General features: G+C 65.2%; 10 protein-coding genes. 4 read left to right on the forward strand and 6 right to left on the reverse strand.

The window, feature by feature from the left end:
- Nucleotides 1-119 precede the first annotated feature (119 nt).
- The 3 genes from betA to ACCQ12_RS16685 all read left to right on the forward strand — a co-directional run bounded on the left by betA (nt 120) and on the right by ACCQ12_RS16685 (nt 3,698).
- Nucleotides 120-1,790: a choline dehydrogenase gene (betA, locus tag ACCQ12_RS16675; RefSeq protein WP_372383647.1), complete on the forward strand. Its 1,671-nt coding sequence runs from the start codon at nt 120-122 to the stop codon at nt 1,788-1,790.
- A gap of 194 nt (nt 1,791-1,984) precedes the next feature.
- Complete coding sequence (locus ACCQ12_RS16680) at nt 1,985-2,437, forward strand: MarR family winged helix-turn-helix transcriptional regulator (RefSeq protein ID WP_047695012.1); 453 nt, start codon at nt 1,985-1,987, stop codon at nt 2,435-2,437.
- A gap of 58 nt (nt 2,438-2,495) precedes the next feature.
- Nucleotides 2,496-3,698 (forward strand): FAD-dependent monooxygenase, encoded by a 1,203-nt coding sequence (locus ACCQ12_RS16685; RefSeq protein ID WP_372382279.1) that lies wholly within the window; start codon nt 2,496-2,498, stop codon nt 3,696-3,698.
- 190 nt (nt 3,699-3,888) lie between these two features.
- On the opposite strand, the gene ACCQ12_RS16690 is transcribed toward ACCQ12_RS16685, so the two are convergent.
- Nucleotides 3,889-6,768 (reverse strand): TonB-dependent receptor, encoded by a 2,880-nt coding sequence (locus tag ACCQ12_RS16690; RefSeq protein ID WP_047694996.1) that lies wholly within the window; start codon nt 6,766-6,768, stop codon nt 3,889-3,891.
- Nucleotides 6,769-7,085: 317 nt separating this feature from the next.
- Between ACCQ12_RS16690 and ACCQ12_RS16695 the strand changes: the two genes are divergently transcribed.
- Nucleotides 7,086-9,059: a transglycosylase SLT domain-containing protein gene (locus ACCQ12_RS16695; protein ID WP_372382280.1), complete on the forward strand. Its 1,974-nt coding sequence runs from the start codon at nt 7,086-7,088 to the stop codon at nt 9,057-9,059.
- Between the two features lie 171 nt (nt 9,060-9,230).
- On the opposite strand, the gene ACCQ12_RS16700 is transcribed toward ACCQ12_RS16695, so the two are convergent.
- The 5 genes from ACCQ12_RS16700 to pssA all read right to left on the reverse strand — a co-directional run bounded on the left by ACCQ12_RS16700 (nt 9,231) and on the right by pssA (nt 14,443).
- On the reverse strand, nt 9,231-10,328 hold the full coding sequence (locus ACCQ12_RS16700) for a pectate lyase family protein (protein ID WP_228314561.1): 1,098 nt from the start codon (nt 10,326-10,328) through the stop codon (nt 9,231-9,233).
- A gap of 286 nt (nt 10,329-10,614) precedes the next feature.
- A complete protein-coding gene (locus ACCQ12_RS16705) occupies nt 10,615-11,748 on the reverse strand; it encodes a pectate lyase family protein (protein ID WP_039412517.1) in 1,134 nt (377 codons plus the stop codon).
- A 964-nt stretch (nt 11,749-12,712) separates the two neighbouring features.
- Entirely contained in the window at nt 12,713-13,195 is a 483-nt protein-coding gene (gene rimI / locus ACCQ12_RS16710; protein WP_184556021.1) for a ribosomal protein S18-alanine N-acetyltransferase, read from the reverse strand.
- On the reverse strand, nt 13,192-13,659 hold the full coding sequence (locus ACCQ12_RS16715; RefSeq protein WP_372382281.1) for an alanine acetyltransferase: 468 nt from the start codon (nt 13,657-13,659) through the stop codon (nt 13,192-13,194). The genes rimI and ACCQ12_RS16715 overlap by 4 nt, the downstream gene beginning before the upstream one ends.
- A 10-nt stretch (nt 13,660-13,669) precedes the next feature.
- Nucleotides 13,670-14,443, reverse strand: a complete 774-nt coding sequence (gene pssA / locus ACCQ12_RS16720; RefSeq protein ID WP_039412527.1) for a CDP-diacylglycerol--serine O-phosphatidyltransferase — start codon at nt 14,441-14,443, stop codon at nt 13,670-13,672.
- Nucleotides 14,444-14,486: the final 43 nt, after the last annotated feature.

The raw sequence follows: 14,486 nt of genomic DNA on the forward strand, positions 1-14,486 counted from the left end.
CTCGGCGGCTGCCTCCTGCCAACCAGGCGCGGGGCGTGGCTACACGTCGCCGCGGCAAGCCCGCACACCTGCGCAGCACCTCGACTGCCGCTGCACCGCAGATGCTTCAGGAGACCACCATGCAACGCGAATACGACTACATCATCATCGGCGCAGGTTCGGCCGGTAACGTGCTGGCCGCGCGCCTGACCGAAGACCCGGGCGTGACCGTGCTGTTGCTCGAAGCGGGCGGGCCGGACTACCGCCTGGACTTCCGCACCCAGATGCCCGCAGCGCTGGCATTTCCGCTGCAGGGCCGCCGCTACAACTGGGCCTACGAGACCGAGCCGGAACCGTACATGGACAACCGGCGGATGGAGTGCGGGCGCGGCAAGGGCCTGGGTGGCTCCTCGCTGATCAACGGCATGTGCTACATCCGCGGCAACGCGCTGGACTTCGACCATTGGGCCAGGCGCCCCGGCCTGGAGGACTGGAGCTACCGCGATGTGCTGCCGTACTTCCGCAAGGCAGAAACGCGCGACATCGGCGCCAACGATTACCACGGCGGCGAGGGCCCGGTAAGCGTGGCAACGCCGAAGAACGACAACAACGTGTTGTTCCATGCCATGGTCGAGGCAGGCGTCCAGGCGGGCTACCCACGCACCGACGATCTCAACGGCTATCAGCAGGAAGGCTTCGGGCCGATGGACCGCACCGTTACCCCGCGCGGCCGCCGCGCCAGCACTGCGCGCGGTTACCTGGACATGGCCAAGCCGCGCGATGGCCTGCACATCGTCACCCACGCCACCACCGACCGCATCCTGTTTGCCGGCAAGCGCGCCATCGGCGTGCATTACCTGGTCGGCAACAGCAGCGAAGGCATCGATGCGCATGCCCGCCGCGAAGTGCTGGTGTGCGCCGGCGCGATCGCATCGCCGCAACTGTTGCAGCGCTCCGGCGTGGGCGCGCCCGATCTGCTGCGTGCACTCGACGTACAGCTGGTGCACGACCTGCCAGGCGTGGGCCAGAATCTGCAGGACCATCTGGAGGTCTACATCCAGTACGCGTGCACCAAGCCGGTGTCGCTGTACCCGGCCTTGCAATGGTGGAACCAGCCTGCGATCGGCGCCGAATGGCTGTTCGCCGGCACCGGCACCGGTGCCAGCAATCAGTTCGAAGCCGGCGGCTTCATCCGCACGCGCGATGAGTTCGACTGGCCCAACATCCAGTACCACTTCCTCCCCGTCGCCATCAATTACAACGGCAGCAATGCGGTGAAGGAGCACGGCTTCCAGGCGCATGTCGGCTCGATGCGCACGCCCAGCCGCGGACGCGTGCATGCCAAGTCGCGCGATCCGCATCAGCATCCGTCCATCCTGTTCAATTACCAATCCACCGACCAGGACTGGCAGGAATTCCGCGACGCGATCCGTATCACCCGCGAGATCATCGCCCAGCGCGCGCTCGATGCGTACCGCGGCCGCGAAATCAGCCCGAGCGCCGATTGCAGGACCGATGCGGAACTGGATGCCTTCGTCCGCGCGCGTGCGGAAACCGCCTACCACCCGTCGTGTTCGTGTGCGATGGGCACCGACGACATGGCCGTGGTCGATGGGCAGGGCCGCGTGCACGGCATGGAAGGCCTGCGCGTGATCGACGCGTCCATCATGCCGCGCATCATCACCGGCAACCTCAATGCGACCACCATCATGATCGCCGAGAAGATCGCCGACCGCATGCGGGGGCGCACTCCCTTGCCGCGCAGCACGGCCGACTATTACATCGCAGGCGATGCGCCGGTGCGCCGTTGAGCCTAGCGCTTGATTGAAACTGTAAGCGCGAGCGCGCCGGGCACCACGCGCATCGGCAGCGACGCGTCGCGTTGCAGGCGCTCGGCGGCAGCACCGGGCGCCACTTCATCGTCAACGGTACTGCTGCCTGCAAGCTGGCCGCAGCGCCATTGACGCAAGCACCTAGCCCGGCACACGTGGGCTATGCTTTGCGCATGACCTCGGACATCCACCCGGAAGCCGCCATCGCGCCCGGCTATCTGGCCAACCATGCCGCGCGCGTCTTCAATCGTCTGGTCGATGCCCGCCTGCGCGAGCATGGACTGACGCTTGCGCTGATCGGGCCATTACTGCTGTTGTCCTGGAAGGGCCCGATGCTGCAGCGGGACCTGGTGCGCGAGTCCGCGGTGAAGCAGCCGGCGATGGCCGCGTTGCTGGACAAGCTTGAAGCGATGGCGCTGATCGCACGCGAAGCATCGTCGACCGACAAGCGCGCCGCCACCGTTCGCTTGACCGCGGCAGGGCAAGACGCCGCCGCAACCGGGCGCACCGTCCTGCTCGATGTCAATGCACTCGGCGTCTCGGGATTTTCCGGCAAGGACGCCGGCCTGCTGACGGCGCTTCTCGGCCGGCTCATCGCCAACCTGGAATCCGCTGCCGGCGAATAGCATCACGCATGATATTTACGTATCATGCGTGATGTAAATTCACTGCAGGAGTGGTCGCATGTCCCGCCGGATACTCATTACAGGCGCCAGCGTCGCCGGGACCACCGCTGCGTGGTGGCTCGACGCGTACGGGGTCGAGGTGGAGGTGGTCGAACGCGCACCGGCGTTTCGCGACGGCGGCCAGAACGTCGATGTCCGGGGCAGTGCGCGCGACGTGCTGCGCCGCATGGGACTGGAAGCCCGCGCATTCGAACGCAGCACCAGGGAGCTCGGCACCGACTGGGTGGACGCAGACGATCGCGTCATTGCGCGGTTCAAGGCAGACGCATCAGACACCGACAGCGGCCCCACCGCCGACCTGGAAATCCGTCGCGGCGACCTTGCGCGCATGTTGTACGAGGCCTCGTGCGAACGCGTGGCCTATCGCTTCGGCGACAGCGTGTGCGGTGTCGCCCAGGACCAGGCCGGTGTCGAGATCACCTTCCACAGTGGTCGATGCGCCCACTACGACGCGGTCATCGTCGCCGAAGGCGTTGGGTCGCACACCCGCGAGCAGGTGTTTCCCGGCGAGAACGTGCCGCGCTGGATGGACCTGACCCTTGCGTATTTCAGCATCCCCCGGCAATCGCACGACAGTGCCTATGCCAGGCAATACAACACGGTGGGCGGACGCGGCGCAACGCTCAAACCCGCACTCGACGGCAAGCTTGGCGCTTACCTGGGCATACAAAAAAAGCCCGGAGGCGAGAACGCCTGGACGCCGGAGCGGCAGCGGCGCTTCATCGAAACCCGGTTCGCCAACGATGGCTGGGAATTTCCACGCATTCTCGCCGCGATGCGGGACGTCGACGATTTCTATTTCGATGTGTTGCGCCAGGTGCACATGCCGCGGTGGTCCACCGGCCGGGTGGTGCTGACGGGCGATGCCGCCTGGTGCCCCACCTCGCTGTCGGGCATCGGCACGACGCTGGCGTTGGTCGGCAGCTACGTGCTGGCAGGCGAACTTGCCCAGGCCGTCTCGCCGATGCACGCGTGCATGCGCTACGAACGGATCATGCGCCCGTTCGTCAAGGAAGGTCAGAACATTCCCAAGCTCGTGCCGCGCCTGTTGTGGCCGCACTCCGCAGCCGGGCTGACGCTATTGCGTGGGGCGATGCGCGTGGCAGGCATGCCGATTGTTAGCCGTCTCATCACTGACGGCTTCGCACGCGATTCAAACAGGATTGCCTTGCCCGACTATCGCCCGATAGCAACCCTTTAAAGCGGCCGTTGCCGCCGGTCCGTCGAACCACTGCACGGCAGCGCTCCGTCCATCGATATGACGCCTGGCGGCCGGCTCCCAGGCCCGATGCCAGGAGCAAGGCGCAACGGCGATCATGCCTGTGCATGACCGCCGTTGCATGTCAGCACACGTGGGCCTCCCTGAGAACCACGCGGCGTCTGGTCGCCCCCTAGAACTTCAGGTCCACGCGCGCGTACCAGAAACGCCCGCCGGGAATGTCGTAGGTGGAGGCATCATAGCCGTTGAGGGAGCACGACAGGCAGATCGGTGGGTCCTTGTCGAACACGTTGTTCAAGCCGGCCGTGAGCTGCAGGCCCTTGAGCCAATCGACGCGATACCCGATCTGCGCATCGTGATAGGTGATTGCATCCAGCTGATTGGTGCCTTCGGCCGGATTGCCACACACCGCAAACTCCACCGCATCGCCGCACTGCTCGGTGAGCTTGGAGATGTGCCGCGCCGTCCACGACGCCGTCCAGTTACCCAGCGACCAATCCAGCACGGCGTTGCTGGTCCACTCGGGAATCGCGCTGTCGACCACTTCGATGCCCGGCCCCTGCGGCTGGCGCTGGCCCGCTGCGCCAAGCGCCTCGTAGCGGCCCACGAAGGTGTTCTGCCACGACAGCTTGAAGCGGCCGAACGCGGTTTCCGGCAATGTCCAGAACACGTCCACGTCCCAACCGTCGGTCTTGATCGAGCCCAGGTTGGTCAGGCGGTTGTTGAACGCATTGATGCCGCCGGTGGAGGCGCGTGCAATGCCGTCGCAATACAGCGCGTCCAGTGTATCCACGCACAGATCCAGCTGGGTCTGCGCGTTGATCGCCTGGATCGCACCGTCCACATGGTGGCGATAGAACGTGGCTTCCAGATCGAGCCGATCCGACCAGCTAGCGTTGCTGGCAAAGCCGGGGCTGAAGACGAAGCCGGCACTGAAGCTGCGTGAGCGTTCCGGGTCCAGCTGTTCATTGCCGCCGGTGGTCACCGAGATCTGCTGATTGGCCTGCTGGTACCCGCCCGGCACGCCCAGTGCGGCGCAGTTGGCGGCGCTGCCACGCGGTGCGGTGCCGCCCAGGCCGATCGAGCAGGGGTCCGACAGCTGCAGGTCGGCGCGTGCGGCCGAACCGAACAGCTCGCCGATGGTGGGCGCACGGAAACCTTCGGCGTAACTGGTGCGCAACACCAGCTCATCGGTCACCTGCCAACGCAGGCCGTACTTGGGCGTGAACTCGCCACCGAAGGTGGAGTAATCCGAATAGCGCCCGGCGATGTTCAGATCGAGTTTGTCGCCCAGCGAGGAGTTGGCGAAGATCGGGATGTTGAGTTCGAGATAGGCCTCGTTGACGTCGTAGCTTCCGGAGGTGGGCAACGACGGCACGCCGTTGTAGCGCCCGGCCACGGTCAGCGGATCGGGCTGATACGCGCCTTCGTACTTGCGGTATTCGTAGCCGGTGGCAAACGACACCGCGCCGCCGGGCAACTGGAACAGTTCGCTGCTGAGGTTGGCGGTGAACAGGCTCAATTCGTTCTGGCTGCGGTCGCGTACCACCGGCTGGATCCAGCGCAACATGTCCGGCGTGATGCTGCCGGCGCCGCTGAAGATATCAAGCGGCACGCAGCCGGCCACTGCCGCGCATGCAGCCGGGTCGCCGAGCGCCAGATTGATGTTGAACAGGTTGTAGCTGCCGTAATTGGTCTGCTCGGCCTTGTTCTTGCTGTACATGCCGTTGACGTCCCAGAACCAGGTCCGCGCGGCGCCCTCGAAGGTGCCCACCAGCCCGGTGCCGACGTATTGCGTATCCACCTGCTGCTGGTAGCGCCGCGGCCCGCCTTCCACCGGGCGCCGGCCGATCTGGATCAGATTGGTGGCCGAATCCAGATCGAAGCCGAACGGATTGAACGGATTGAGCGCCGAGATCCGGATGTTGTCGGCCAGCGGATTGCCGGTGCCTGCATCGGGGCCGAGAAAGATCGGCTCCGGTGCGGCCTGGTTGGTCGACTCGCGGCGATTGCCCAACGCCTTGACGTACCACTGCACATCGTCGTTGAAGTAATAGCGGAACTGCGCAAACACGCCCTTGCGCTCGGACGGCGTCAGCAGCAGGTTCTGTTCGGCAAAGTTGTAGCGATCGGCGGTGCCGAAGCAGTGGTAATCATCGCTGCGCGTGCAACCGGCGCTGCCATCGTATTGCGGCGTGCCCACACCGGCATTGGGGGTGAGGTTCTGGCGCACACCGGTGTTCGGGTCGACGAACTGGAAGCGCCCGTCCGGCGTGGCCGAGCTGCCGAAGGTCAGCCCGGTGCCGGGGATCGGGAAGCGCGCCTGCGCACGGTCACGCGCATAGATCGGATCCTGCTTGACGTAGCTGGCGCCCAAAAACAGGCTGAAATCCTCGCCACTGGTGCCCCAGGCCAGATCCACGCCCTGGTTGGCGCCATCGCCCTTGCCGTACTGGCCGTAGTTGAGCGTGACCTGCGCGCCATCGAAGGTGCGCCGGGTGATGATGTTGACCACGCCGGCGATCGCGTCGGAGCCGTACAACGACGAGGCGCCGTCTTCGAGCACTTCGATGCGCTCCACGATCGCCAGCGGAATGGTGTTGAGGTCGGTCGACGATCCCACGCCGGACGCCGAGGATTCGTTGACCCAGCGGATGCCATCGACCAGCACCAGCACGCGCTTGGAGCCGAGATGGCGCAGATCCACCTGCGCCGAGCCCGCGCCCACCCCGCCCCCATCGGGCGGAAAGCCGAAATTGCCGGACGAATTGAACTTGGCGTTGAGCGCCGAACCGGACGCGGTGAGCTCCTGCAGCACCTCGCCGATCGAGGTCAGGCCGGTGCGCTCGATATCGGCGCGGTTGAGCGTCTGGATCGGCACCTGGCCTTGCAGCTCGGCCGTCTTGATGCGGGTACCGGTGACCTGCACGCTATCGAGCGTGCGCGTGCCGGGTGCGGCCTCGGGCTGTTGCGCCCAGGCGAGTGTGGGAATCAAACACAACGACAACTGCACGGCCAGGCGCGACCGCGACGGGCAAATCAGACGCTTCATCCTTTCTCTCTCCGGAAGGATTCTTCAAAGTGTCCGCACGCCCCCGTGCCCTGCGGTCCCGCTCCAACTTGTAAACGAAACCTTAACGCATCGCAATCTGGCGGTGCAGCACTGCGATGCGTGTCGCGTTCGGGGCCGGCCTGGGACTGGGCCTGGCGCCAGCGCCTGCACATTCCGCGTCATGGCGATTGGGCGATCGCCATGACGCCGCGCTGCGGCCACAGCGTGGGGATCATGGTCAGGGCTGCATGGTTCGCCGACATGATTGTCTCGTGCGTTCACTCAGGTGCCCAGCCCTGCTTCGGTATCATCGCGCGATGACTTCTGCCCCCCGTTTCGCCGCTCTCCTCGCCGGCCTGCTGTGCCTTGGCAGCACCGCCTTGCATGCGCAAATCCTCGATCCCCAGCTGACCGCGATGCGCGACGCCATCGCCGCGGCAGAGCGCGGCCAGTCCGATCCCGCCCAGCTCACTGCCTTGAACCGCCATCCGCTGTATGGCTGGCTGGAGTTCGCCACCCTCAAGCGCAGCATCGACACCGTCTCGAACGCGCAGGCGCAGAGCTTTCTGCAGCGCTACGCCGGCCAGCCGGTGGCCGAGAGCTTCCGCAGCACCTGGCTGCCGGCAGTGGCACGGCGTCAGGACTGGACCACGCTGCTGGCCAATTGGAAGAACACCGACAATACCGGCCTGCGCTGCGCACACCTCACTGCGCGGCAGGCCACCGGACGGATGGACGCGCAGTGGAGCCGCGACGCGCTGGGGCTGTGGCGCAACGGCAAGGCCCTGCCCGATGCCTGCGAACCCGTCATCGCCGCCCTGGATGCGCGCGGCGATCTGACCCCGGCGCTGCGCTGGGAGCGCGTGGAAGCCGCCGCCGATGCGCAGCTGCCTGCGGTGATGCGTACCGCGGCGCGCGGCTTGCCGGCGGCTGATCTGGCACTGGCAACCGATTACGCTGCCTTTCTCGACAAGGTCCACCCGCGTGCACTGGGTTGGCCCAGGACCGAACGCAGCCGCCGCATCGCCGTCGATGGCCTGGCCAAGCTCGCCAAGAGCGACCCCGATGCTGCCGAACAACAGTTGCCGCCGCTGGCCAGCGCGCTGGATTTCAGCGACGCACAACGCGGCCAGGTGCTGTATCAGATCGCGCTCTGGACAGTCGCCTCCTACCTGCCGGACTCGGCGCGCCGGCTCAACGCGGTGCCCGACGGCGCCTATGACGAACGCCTGCACGAATGGCGCGCGCGAGAGGCGATGGCGCGTGGCGACTGGCCCGCGGCGTTGGCCGCAATCCGCAAGATGCCGGCCAGCCAACGCGCCGACTCGCGCTGGCAGTATTTCGAAGCGCGCCTCACCGAAAAGACCGGCGCGGCCGCCGCTGCCCAGCCGCTGTATCGCGCAGCGGCGCAGTCGCCCACCTTTCACGGCTTCCTGGCGGCCGACCGGCTGCAGCAACCGTATCGGCTATGCCCATGGGAGCCCAAGGACAGCCCGCAGGCGAAGGCCGCGGTGGCACGCGATCCCGCATTGATGCGCGCGATCGCCCTGTTCCAGATCGACCGCCCCGGCTGGGCGGTGGCCGAATGGAACGATGCCGCCAGCCGCTTCGATGACACCCAGCGCCGTCTGGCCGTGGAAGTGGCCAGTGACAACGGCTGGTTCGACCGCGCGGTGTTTGCACTTGGCAAGCAACCGGACGAGCAGCGGCTGTATTCGCTGCGCTTCCCGCTGCATCACGACGACAGCATTCGTCGCGAAGCCGCCAAGAATGCGATCGACCCGGCCTGGGTGGCCGCGGAGATCCGTGCCGAGAGCATCTTCAATCCGCGCGCGCGCTCGCCCGCCAATGCGATGGGCCTGATGCAGGTATTGCCGGGCACCGGCGCGGCGGTGGCCAAGGGGATCGCCCTGCCCGGCTATGCCGGTGCCGCCAGCCTGTACGAGCCGGACACCAATATCGCCATCGGCACCGCCTACCTGCGTCAGTTGCTCAACACCTACGGCCTGCCCTATCTCACCATCGCCGCCTACAATGCCGGCCCCGCCCCGACCGGCCGTTGGCTATCGCAGCGCCCCGGCTTCGAGCCGGACTTCTGGATCGAGACCATCAGCTACAAGGAAACCCGCGACTATGTTGCGCGCGTGCTGGCCTTCAGCGTGATCTACGACTGGCAACTCAACGGCGACATGCTCCCGCTCAGCGATCGCCTGATGGGCAAGCTGGTGGACAAACGCCAGAAGCCGGTCTGCGCGCCGGGCCAGGGCCCGAGCAACGCTGCGCAGGACTGAGGACGCGTCGGCCAGCAGACAAGGCGGCGATGGGGCTGAATGGCTGCGCTGCGCCAGTGCGCAGCGTGTCGTAGCGAATACCCAGGCTCACAATGACCAACGCCCGCAGTGTTGCGGGCGTTGGGTGTTGCTGTTCGGCGTTGCAGCCATCACAGCGTTGCCTGCACCTGGTTACAGCTTGCCGGCACCGGCCTTGGCCTTGACGTCTGCAGCGACCTTGTTGGCAGACAGCAGGTTGTAGGTGTACGGCGGCTTCCAGCCGATGTTGCTGTTCCATGAGCAGCTCAGCGCCTTGCCATTGAGCAGCGAGCCCTGGTCGCGGTACACGCTGCCCTTGTAGTCGGCAGCGATCTTGTCGCAGCTGCTCACACCGCTGATGTCGAAGGCATTGTTCTCGGAGAAGATCTTCGATTCCTTGCCCACGCCATGTGCGTGCGAGAACGGGTACACCTTATGGCTGGTGCTACCCACGTGGTAGTTGTTGTACAGATGCACCTGGCCGAAGCGCACCCGCGGCGCACGCGCGGAGATGTTCTCGAACAAGGTGTTGTGGATGGTGACCTTGAGCTTGCCGCTATCGGTGCTGGAAGCGCTGTCGCTGGAACCGATCAAGTCGTTCTTCTCATGCGACTTGAACGCCGAGTACGAGATGGTCACGAAGTTGGCGCCTTTCTTGACGTCCATCGCGCCGTCGTGGTGCTGCTTGGGGCGGCCGTTGGCGGTGCCGTTCTGGTCGTCGGTGCGGCGACCATCGGTGAAGGTGACATGGTCCACCCACACATTGGTGGCGCCTTCCACGGTCAGGCCATCGTACTCGGAATTCCAGTTGCCCTTGTCGCCATCGTCGGCATCCCACTTCGGCTCCGGATCCCACGGATTTTCGATGGTGAGGTTACGCACGATGACGTCGTTGGCCTTGACGTAGAAATAGCCCTCGCGAATTTCCGCATTGGTGCCGACGCCGATCAAGGTGGTCTTGGTCGGGATGTCCAGGCGCGCACGCGTCTTCATGTCCGAGGTCTTGGTGTAGGGCTTGCCTTCGCTGATGTCGATGACACCCTTGACCTTGATGATGCGCCCGTTGCTGCCGACGCTGGCCTTCAATGCGGCCTTCAATTGTGCTGCGGTGCTGACGGTGTAGATGTTCGCGGCCGCTGCCTTGGAACCGCCCTTGGTACCACCGTTCTGGGTGGCCCAACCAGTGGTGGCAACCTCCAGCGCAGGGTCGGCGGCGTGGGCCGTGGTCGACAACAACGTGGCGCTCAACATGACGCCCACAACGGTACGTCCCACAACAGTCGATGCTTTCGACATGGTGATCAAATCTCTTGAATGAGTGGTGCATGGCACACCGCCATGCGGTGTGCTCCCCGTGCGCTCGCCCAGGCCATCAGGCCAGTCCCCTAGCGAGCCCGTCCGATGCTAATGCGTATGTACATTTTTTAACAGTACATTTCGCACATATTGCACCTGCGTTTTTGGAATGACTCCGCAGCACATGCAGCACGCGACGTCGCGCACTGCATGTGGCACGTCATGTCGAAGGTGCGATCGCTTACAGCTTGCCGGCGCCTGCTTTTGCCTTGACGTCGGCGGCGACCTTGTCGGCCGACAACAGGCTGTAGGTGTAGGGCGGGGTCCAGCCGATGTTGCTGTTCCACGAGCAGCTCAGTGCCTTGCCGTTGAGCAGCGAGCCCTGGTCGCGGTACACGCTGCCGCCGTAGTCGGCGGCGATCTTGTCGCAGCTGCTCACGCCACTGATGTCGAACACATTGCGCTCGGAGAAGATCTTCGACTCCTTGCCCACGCCATGTGCGTGCGAGAACGGGTACACCTTATGGCTGGTGCTGCCCACGTGGTAGTTGTTGTACAGATGCACCTGGCCAAAGCGCACCCGCGGCGCACGCGCGGAGATGTTTTCGAACAAGGTGTTGTGGATGGTGACCTTGAGCTTGCCGCTATCGGTACTGGAAGCGCTGTCGCTGGAACCGATCAAGTCGTTCTTCTCGTGCGACTTGAACGCCGAGTACGAGATGGTCACGAAGTTGGCGCCTTTCTTGACGTCCATCGCGCCGTCGTGGTGCTGCTTGGGGCGGCCATTGGCGGTGCCGTTCTGGTCGTCGGTGCGGCGACCATCGGTGAAGGTGACATGGTCCACCCACACATTGGTGGCGCCTTCCACGGTCAGGCCGTCGTACTCGGAATTCCAGTTGCCGGCACTGCCATCATCCGGGTCCCACACCGGCTGCGGGTCCCACGGATTTTCGATGGTGATATTGCGGATGATGACGTCGTTGGCCTTGACGTAGAAATAGCCTTCGCGGATCTCGGCGTTGCTGGTGATGCCGATCAGCGTGGTCTTGGTCGGGATGTCCAGACGTGCGCGGCTCTTCATATCGGCCGTCGTGGTATAGGCCTTGCCTTCGCTGATATCGATGATGCCGCTGATCTTGATGATGCGTCCGTTGCTTCCCACGCTGGCCTTGAGCGCGTTCTTCAATTCCGCAGCAGTCTTGACCGTGTAGATGTTGGCGGCGGCGGCTTTCGAACCGCCCTTGGTGCCACCGTTCTGCGTTGCCCACCCGGTGGTTGCCACTTCCAGCGCAGGGTCGGCATAGGCAACGCCGGTGAGCAGCAACGACCCGACAAACAGCGACGCGGCGGCCGCCGTTGATAATTTCGGCTTCATCTTGGATGTCTCCCTCGAATGGGTTCGATGCACCGCGCAGCGGCACATCCCTCGTCTATCGACTACGGAACGTACTTTTCAGGTTTGTAATTTTCAGTTCCGCGCCACCGATACTAGGAGCATCGCAATCGCTTGTATCTAGGCAATGCATCGATATGCACGCGCAGTCACGCAAACGGTTGCGAGACACACGAGAGAGGACAAAACGCTGCAATCAAGACACGCGAGGACAACGCCAAGGACACTGCAACGCAACATGATGCGTGTCGCAGTGCAGCCGTGCATGGGTCGGATACCGGGTGTCGCTGCGATCACACGCAGGCTGCGTCAACCTGCGTGCGGTGCACAGTGACGTGTCGCTTGCCACGCGTTCAATCGCTGCGCATGTGGTTGCCGCGATAACGCGACCGGTGATGCCGTACGCGTTGGAAGTTCGTCGACGCGCTGCATAAGCGACACGTATCCTGACAGACCCACGTGGCGTGCGCGATCCGGCCGAGACATCCTGCGCACGGGTGCTTGACGCAAGGCACGCAAGAGACGCCGTGATCGCAGACGAAGCATCTCACCGCAACTGCTGGCGATGATGCGGTCCATCAGCGCGTTTGGACCGTCTCGCCTGCGACCAAGCGCAGCATCCGTAGCGGCACGCATGCGGCGCGACGGTGCACATATGTTTCACGAGCGCCCAGCGAAATGTCGCGAGCAGCCGTCATGTGGTGCGGGCGGCATATAGGGTCCGGAATCGACAGATAGCTGTCCATCTCGGGCACCGGCCGCGCCCGCCTGGCGGTGCACGTAGCCGTCTCGTTCGCTGCTCTACCCGCATGGCGAGCCGTGTCCATCGCCAGGATCGTGGTCTTCTCACGCGTACGCTTGCGCCTCTCGCATCGCACCGATGCGCGCCAGATCCGCACTCAAGTCAACGCACAGCGCCCCGCCATGGCAGGACTGCCGCGCTCGCTCAGGAGAAGCCTTCGAAGAACAACTCGATCGCCATCACCAACGCATCCTCGCGGCCGGTGTGGGAGGGGTAGTACCGCGGACGCCGCCCGATCTCGTTGAAGCCTTCGGAGTGATACAGCGCAATCGCCGACGGATTGGATGGGCGTACTTCCAGAAATGCGCGCCGCGCGCCGCGGTCGCAGGCGCCCTTGATCAGCGCGCGCAACAGCACGCGCCCGTGCCCTTGCGATTGTGCTTCGGGCGCAATGCAGACATTGAGCACATGTGCCTCGTCGGCAGCGACGCTGATGACGCCATAGCCGATGACCTGGCCACCCTGCTCCATCACCCATCCCGGGTAACCGGCCTGCAGGCAATCGCGAAAGATGCTGCGCGTCCAAGGGAACGGGTAGGCGCGCAGCTCGATCTCCATCACCACGTCCAGATCGCTTTCGCGCATGGCACGCAACGTGGCGGGCAGCGGCGCGTTCATCGCGCTCATGCCGGGTCCTGGCGACGACGCAACGCGCGCAGCTGCGGCCACAGCGCCCGCTTGGCGGCCGGGTTGCCACGCAATTCGGCCAACGGCCAGGACGCCATCAAGGCTTGGGTGCTGGGATCACCGGGGTTGCAACCGGACGCGCGCAACAGCGCCATCTGCAGTCGATCGGGCAGACCGACACGGCTGCGCCGCTGGGGCGCGGTCGTGGCGGTGGTGTCCGGCACGCGCGGCGGCTCGGCCGGCGCAACAGGCGCCGGACGCCGCGGCGATGCGCTGGCAGCCGGCGCGGTTTGCGGTGCGCGTGGCGCACGCACTGGCGCCGACAGCGGCGCGCTGTCGGCCACGTCCACCGGTGCAGGCAACGCATCGGCCGCATCACGGTCCAGATACACGGTGTGCCCCATTGCCTGCAGGCACGACACCTGCAGATCGGACCACACCGGTTCGCTGGCTGCCTGGTTCATGGACGCCGGCTCACGGGAGCTCGGGCACGCGCCGCCAGCGCCGCCACAGCCACATCACCGGGCCGGACAACGCATACAACACGCCGATCACCAGCAGCGAGCGCGCCAGATCGATCACCAGCAACGCGATCACCACCGTGGCGATGGCCAACGCCAGAAACGGCACACGGTCGGCACGCGGGCCGCGTGCGCCACCCTTGAAGCTCCAGAAGCGGATCCGGCTGACCATCAACAGCGCCGACACCACCGTGACGGCCAGCGCCACATAGCGCAGCTGCTCGCCATCGAAGCCCAGGCTGTCGTCGGCAAAGGCCCACACAAAAGACATCATCAGCCCCGCCGCCGCCGGGCTAGCCAAGCCGATGAACCAGCGTTTGTCGACCACGCCAACCTGGGTGTTGAAGCGCGCCAGCCGCAGCGCCGCGCAGGCCGCATACAGAAAGGCAGCCGACCAGCCTACCCGGCCCATCACGTTGCTGTCGTACTTCAGCGCCGACAGCGACCAGTGGTACATCACCAGCGCCGGGGCCATGCCGAAGCTGACCAGATCGGCCAGCGAGTCGTACTGCACGCCGAACTCGCTGCTGGTGTTGGTCAGGCGCGCCACCCGGCCGTCCAGCCCGTCCATCACCGCAGCCACGAACACCGCCATCGCCGCCTGCACGAACTGGCCATTGGCGGCGGCAATGATGGCGTAGAACCCGGAAAACAGCCCGGCGGTGGTGAACAGGTTCGGCAGCAGGTAAATCGTGCGCGAGCGCGGAGGCGGTCTCATTTCATCCATCCGCCAAGTGTAGGGCCTGAGGTCCGTCCGGCGGTAGCGCGCC

The sequence above is a fragment of the Xanthomonas sp. NCPPB 1068 genome, from assembly GCF_041479385.2.
Taxonomy (GTDB): Bacteria; Pseudomonadota; Gammaproteobacteria; order Xanthomonadales; family Xanthomonadaceae; genus Xanthomonas; species Xanthomonas cannabis.

Bases quoted from the DNA above. Each gene is read 5' to 3' on its own strand.
- betA (WP_372383647.1), top strand. From the start codon at position 120: ATGCAACGCGAATACGACTACATCATCATCGGCGCAGGTTCGGCCGGT.
- ACCQ12_RS16680 (WP_047695012.1), top strand. From the start codon at position 1,985: ATGACCTCGGACATCCACCCGGAAGCCGCCATCGCGCCCGGCTATCTG.
- ACCQ12_RS16685 (WP_372382279.1), top strand. From the start codon at position 2,496: ATGTCCCGCCGGATACTCATTACAGGCGCCAGCGTCGCCGGGACCACC.
- ACCQ12_RS16690 (WP_047694996.1), bottom strand. From the start codon at position 6,768: ATGAAGCGTCTGATTTGCCCGTCGCGGTCGCGCCTGGCCGTGCAGTTG.
- ACCQ12_RS16695 (WP_372382280.1), top strand. From the start codon at position 7,086: ATGACTTCTGCCCCCCGTTTCGCCGCTCTCCTCGCCGGCCTGCTGTGC.
- ACCQ12_RS16700 (WP_228314561.1), bottom strand. From the start codon at position 10,328: ATGTTGAGCGCCACGTTGTTGTCGACCACGGCCCACGCCGCCGACCCT.
- ACCQ12_RS16705 (WP_039412517.1), bottom strand. From the start codon at position 11,748: ATGAAGCCGAAATTATCAACGGCGGCCGCCGCGTCGCTGTTTGTCGGG.
- rimI (WP_184556021.1), bottom strand. From the start codon at position 13,195: ATGAGCGCGATGAACGCGCCGCTGCCCGCCACGTTGCGTGCCATGCGC.
- ACCQ12_RS16715 (WP_372382281.1), bottom strand. From the start codon at position 13,659: ATGAACCAGGCAGCCAGCGAACCGGTGTGGTCCGATCTGCAGGTGTCG.
- pssA (WP_039412527.1), bottom strand. From the start codon at position 14,443: ATGGATGAAATGAGACCGCCTCCGCGCTCGCGCACGATTTACCTGCTG.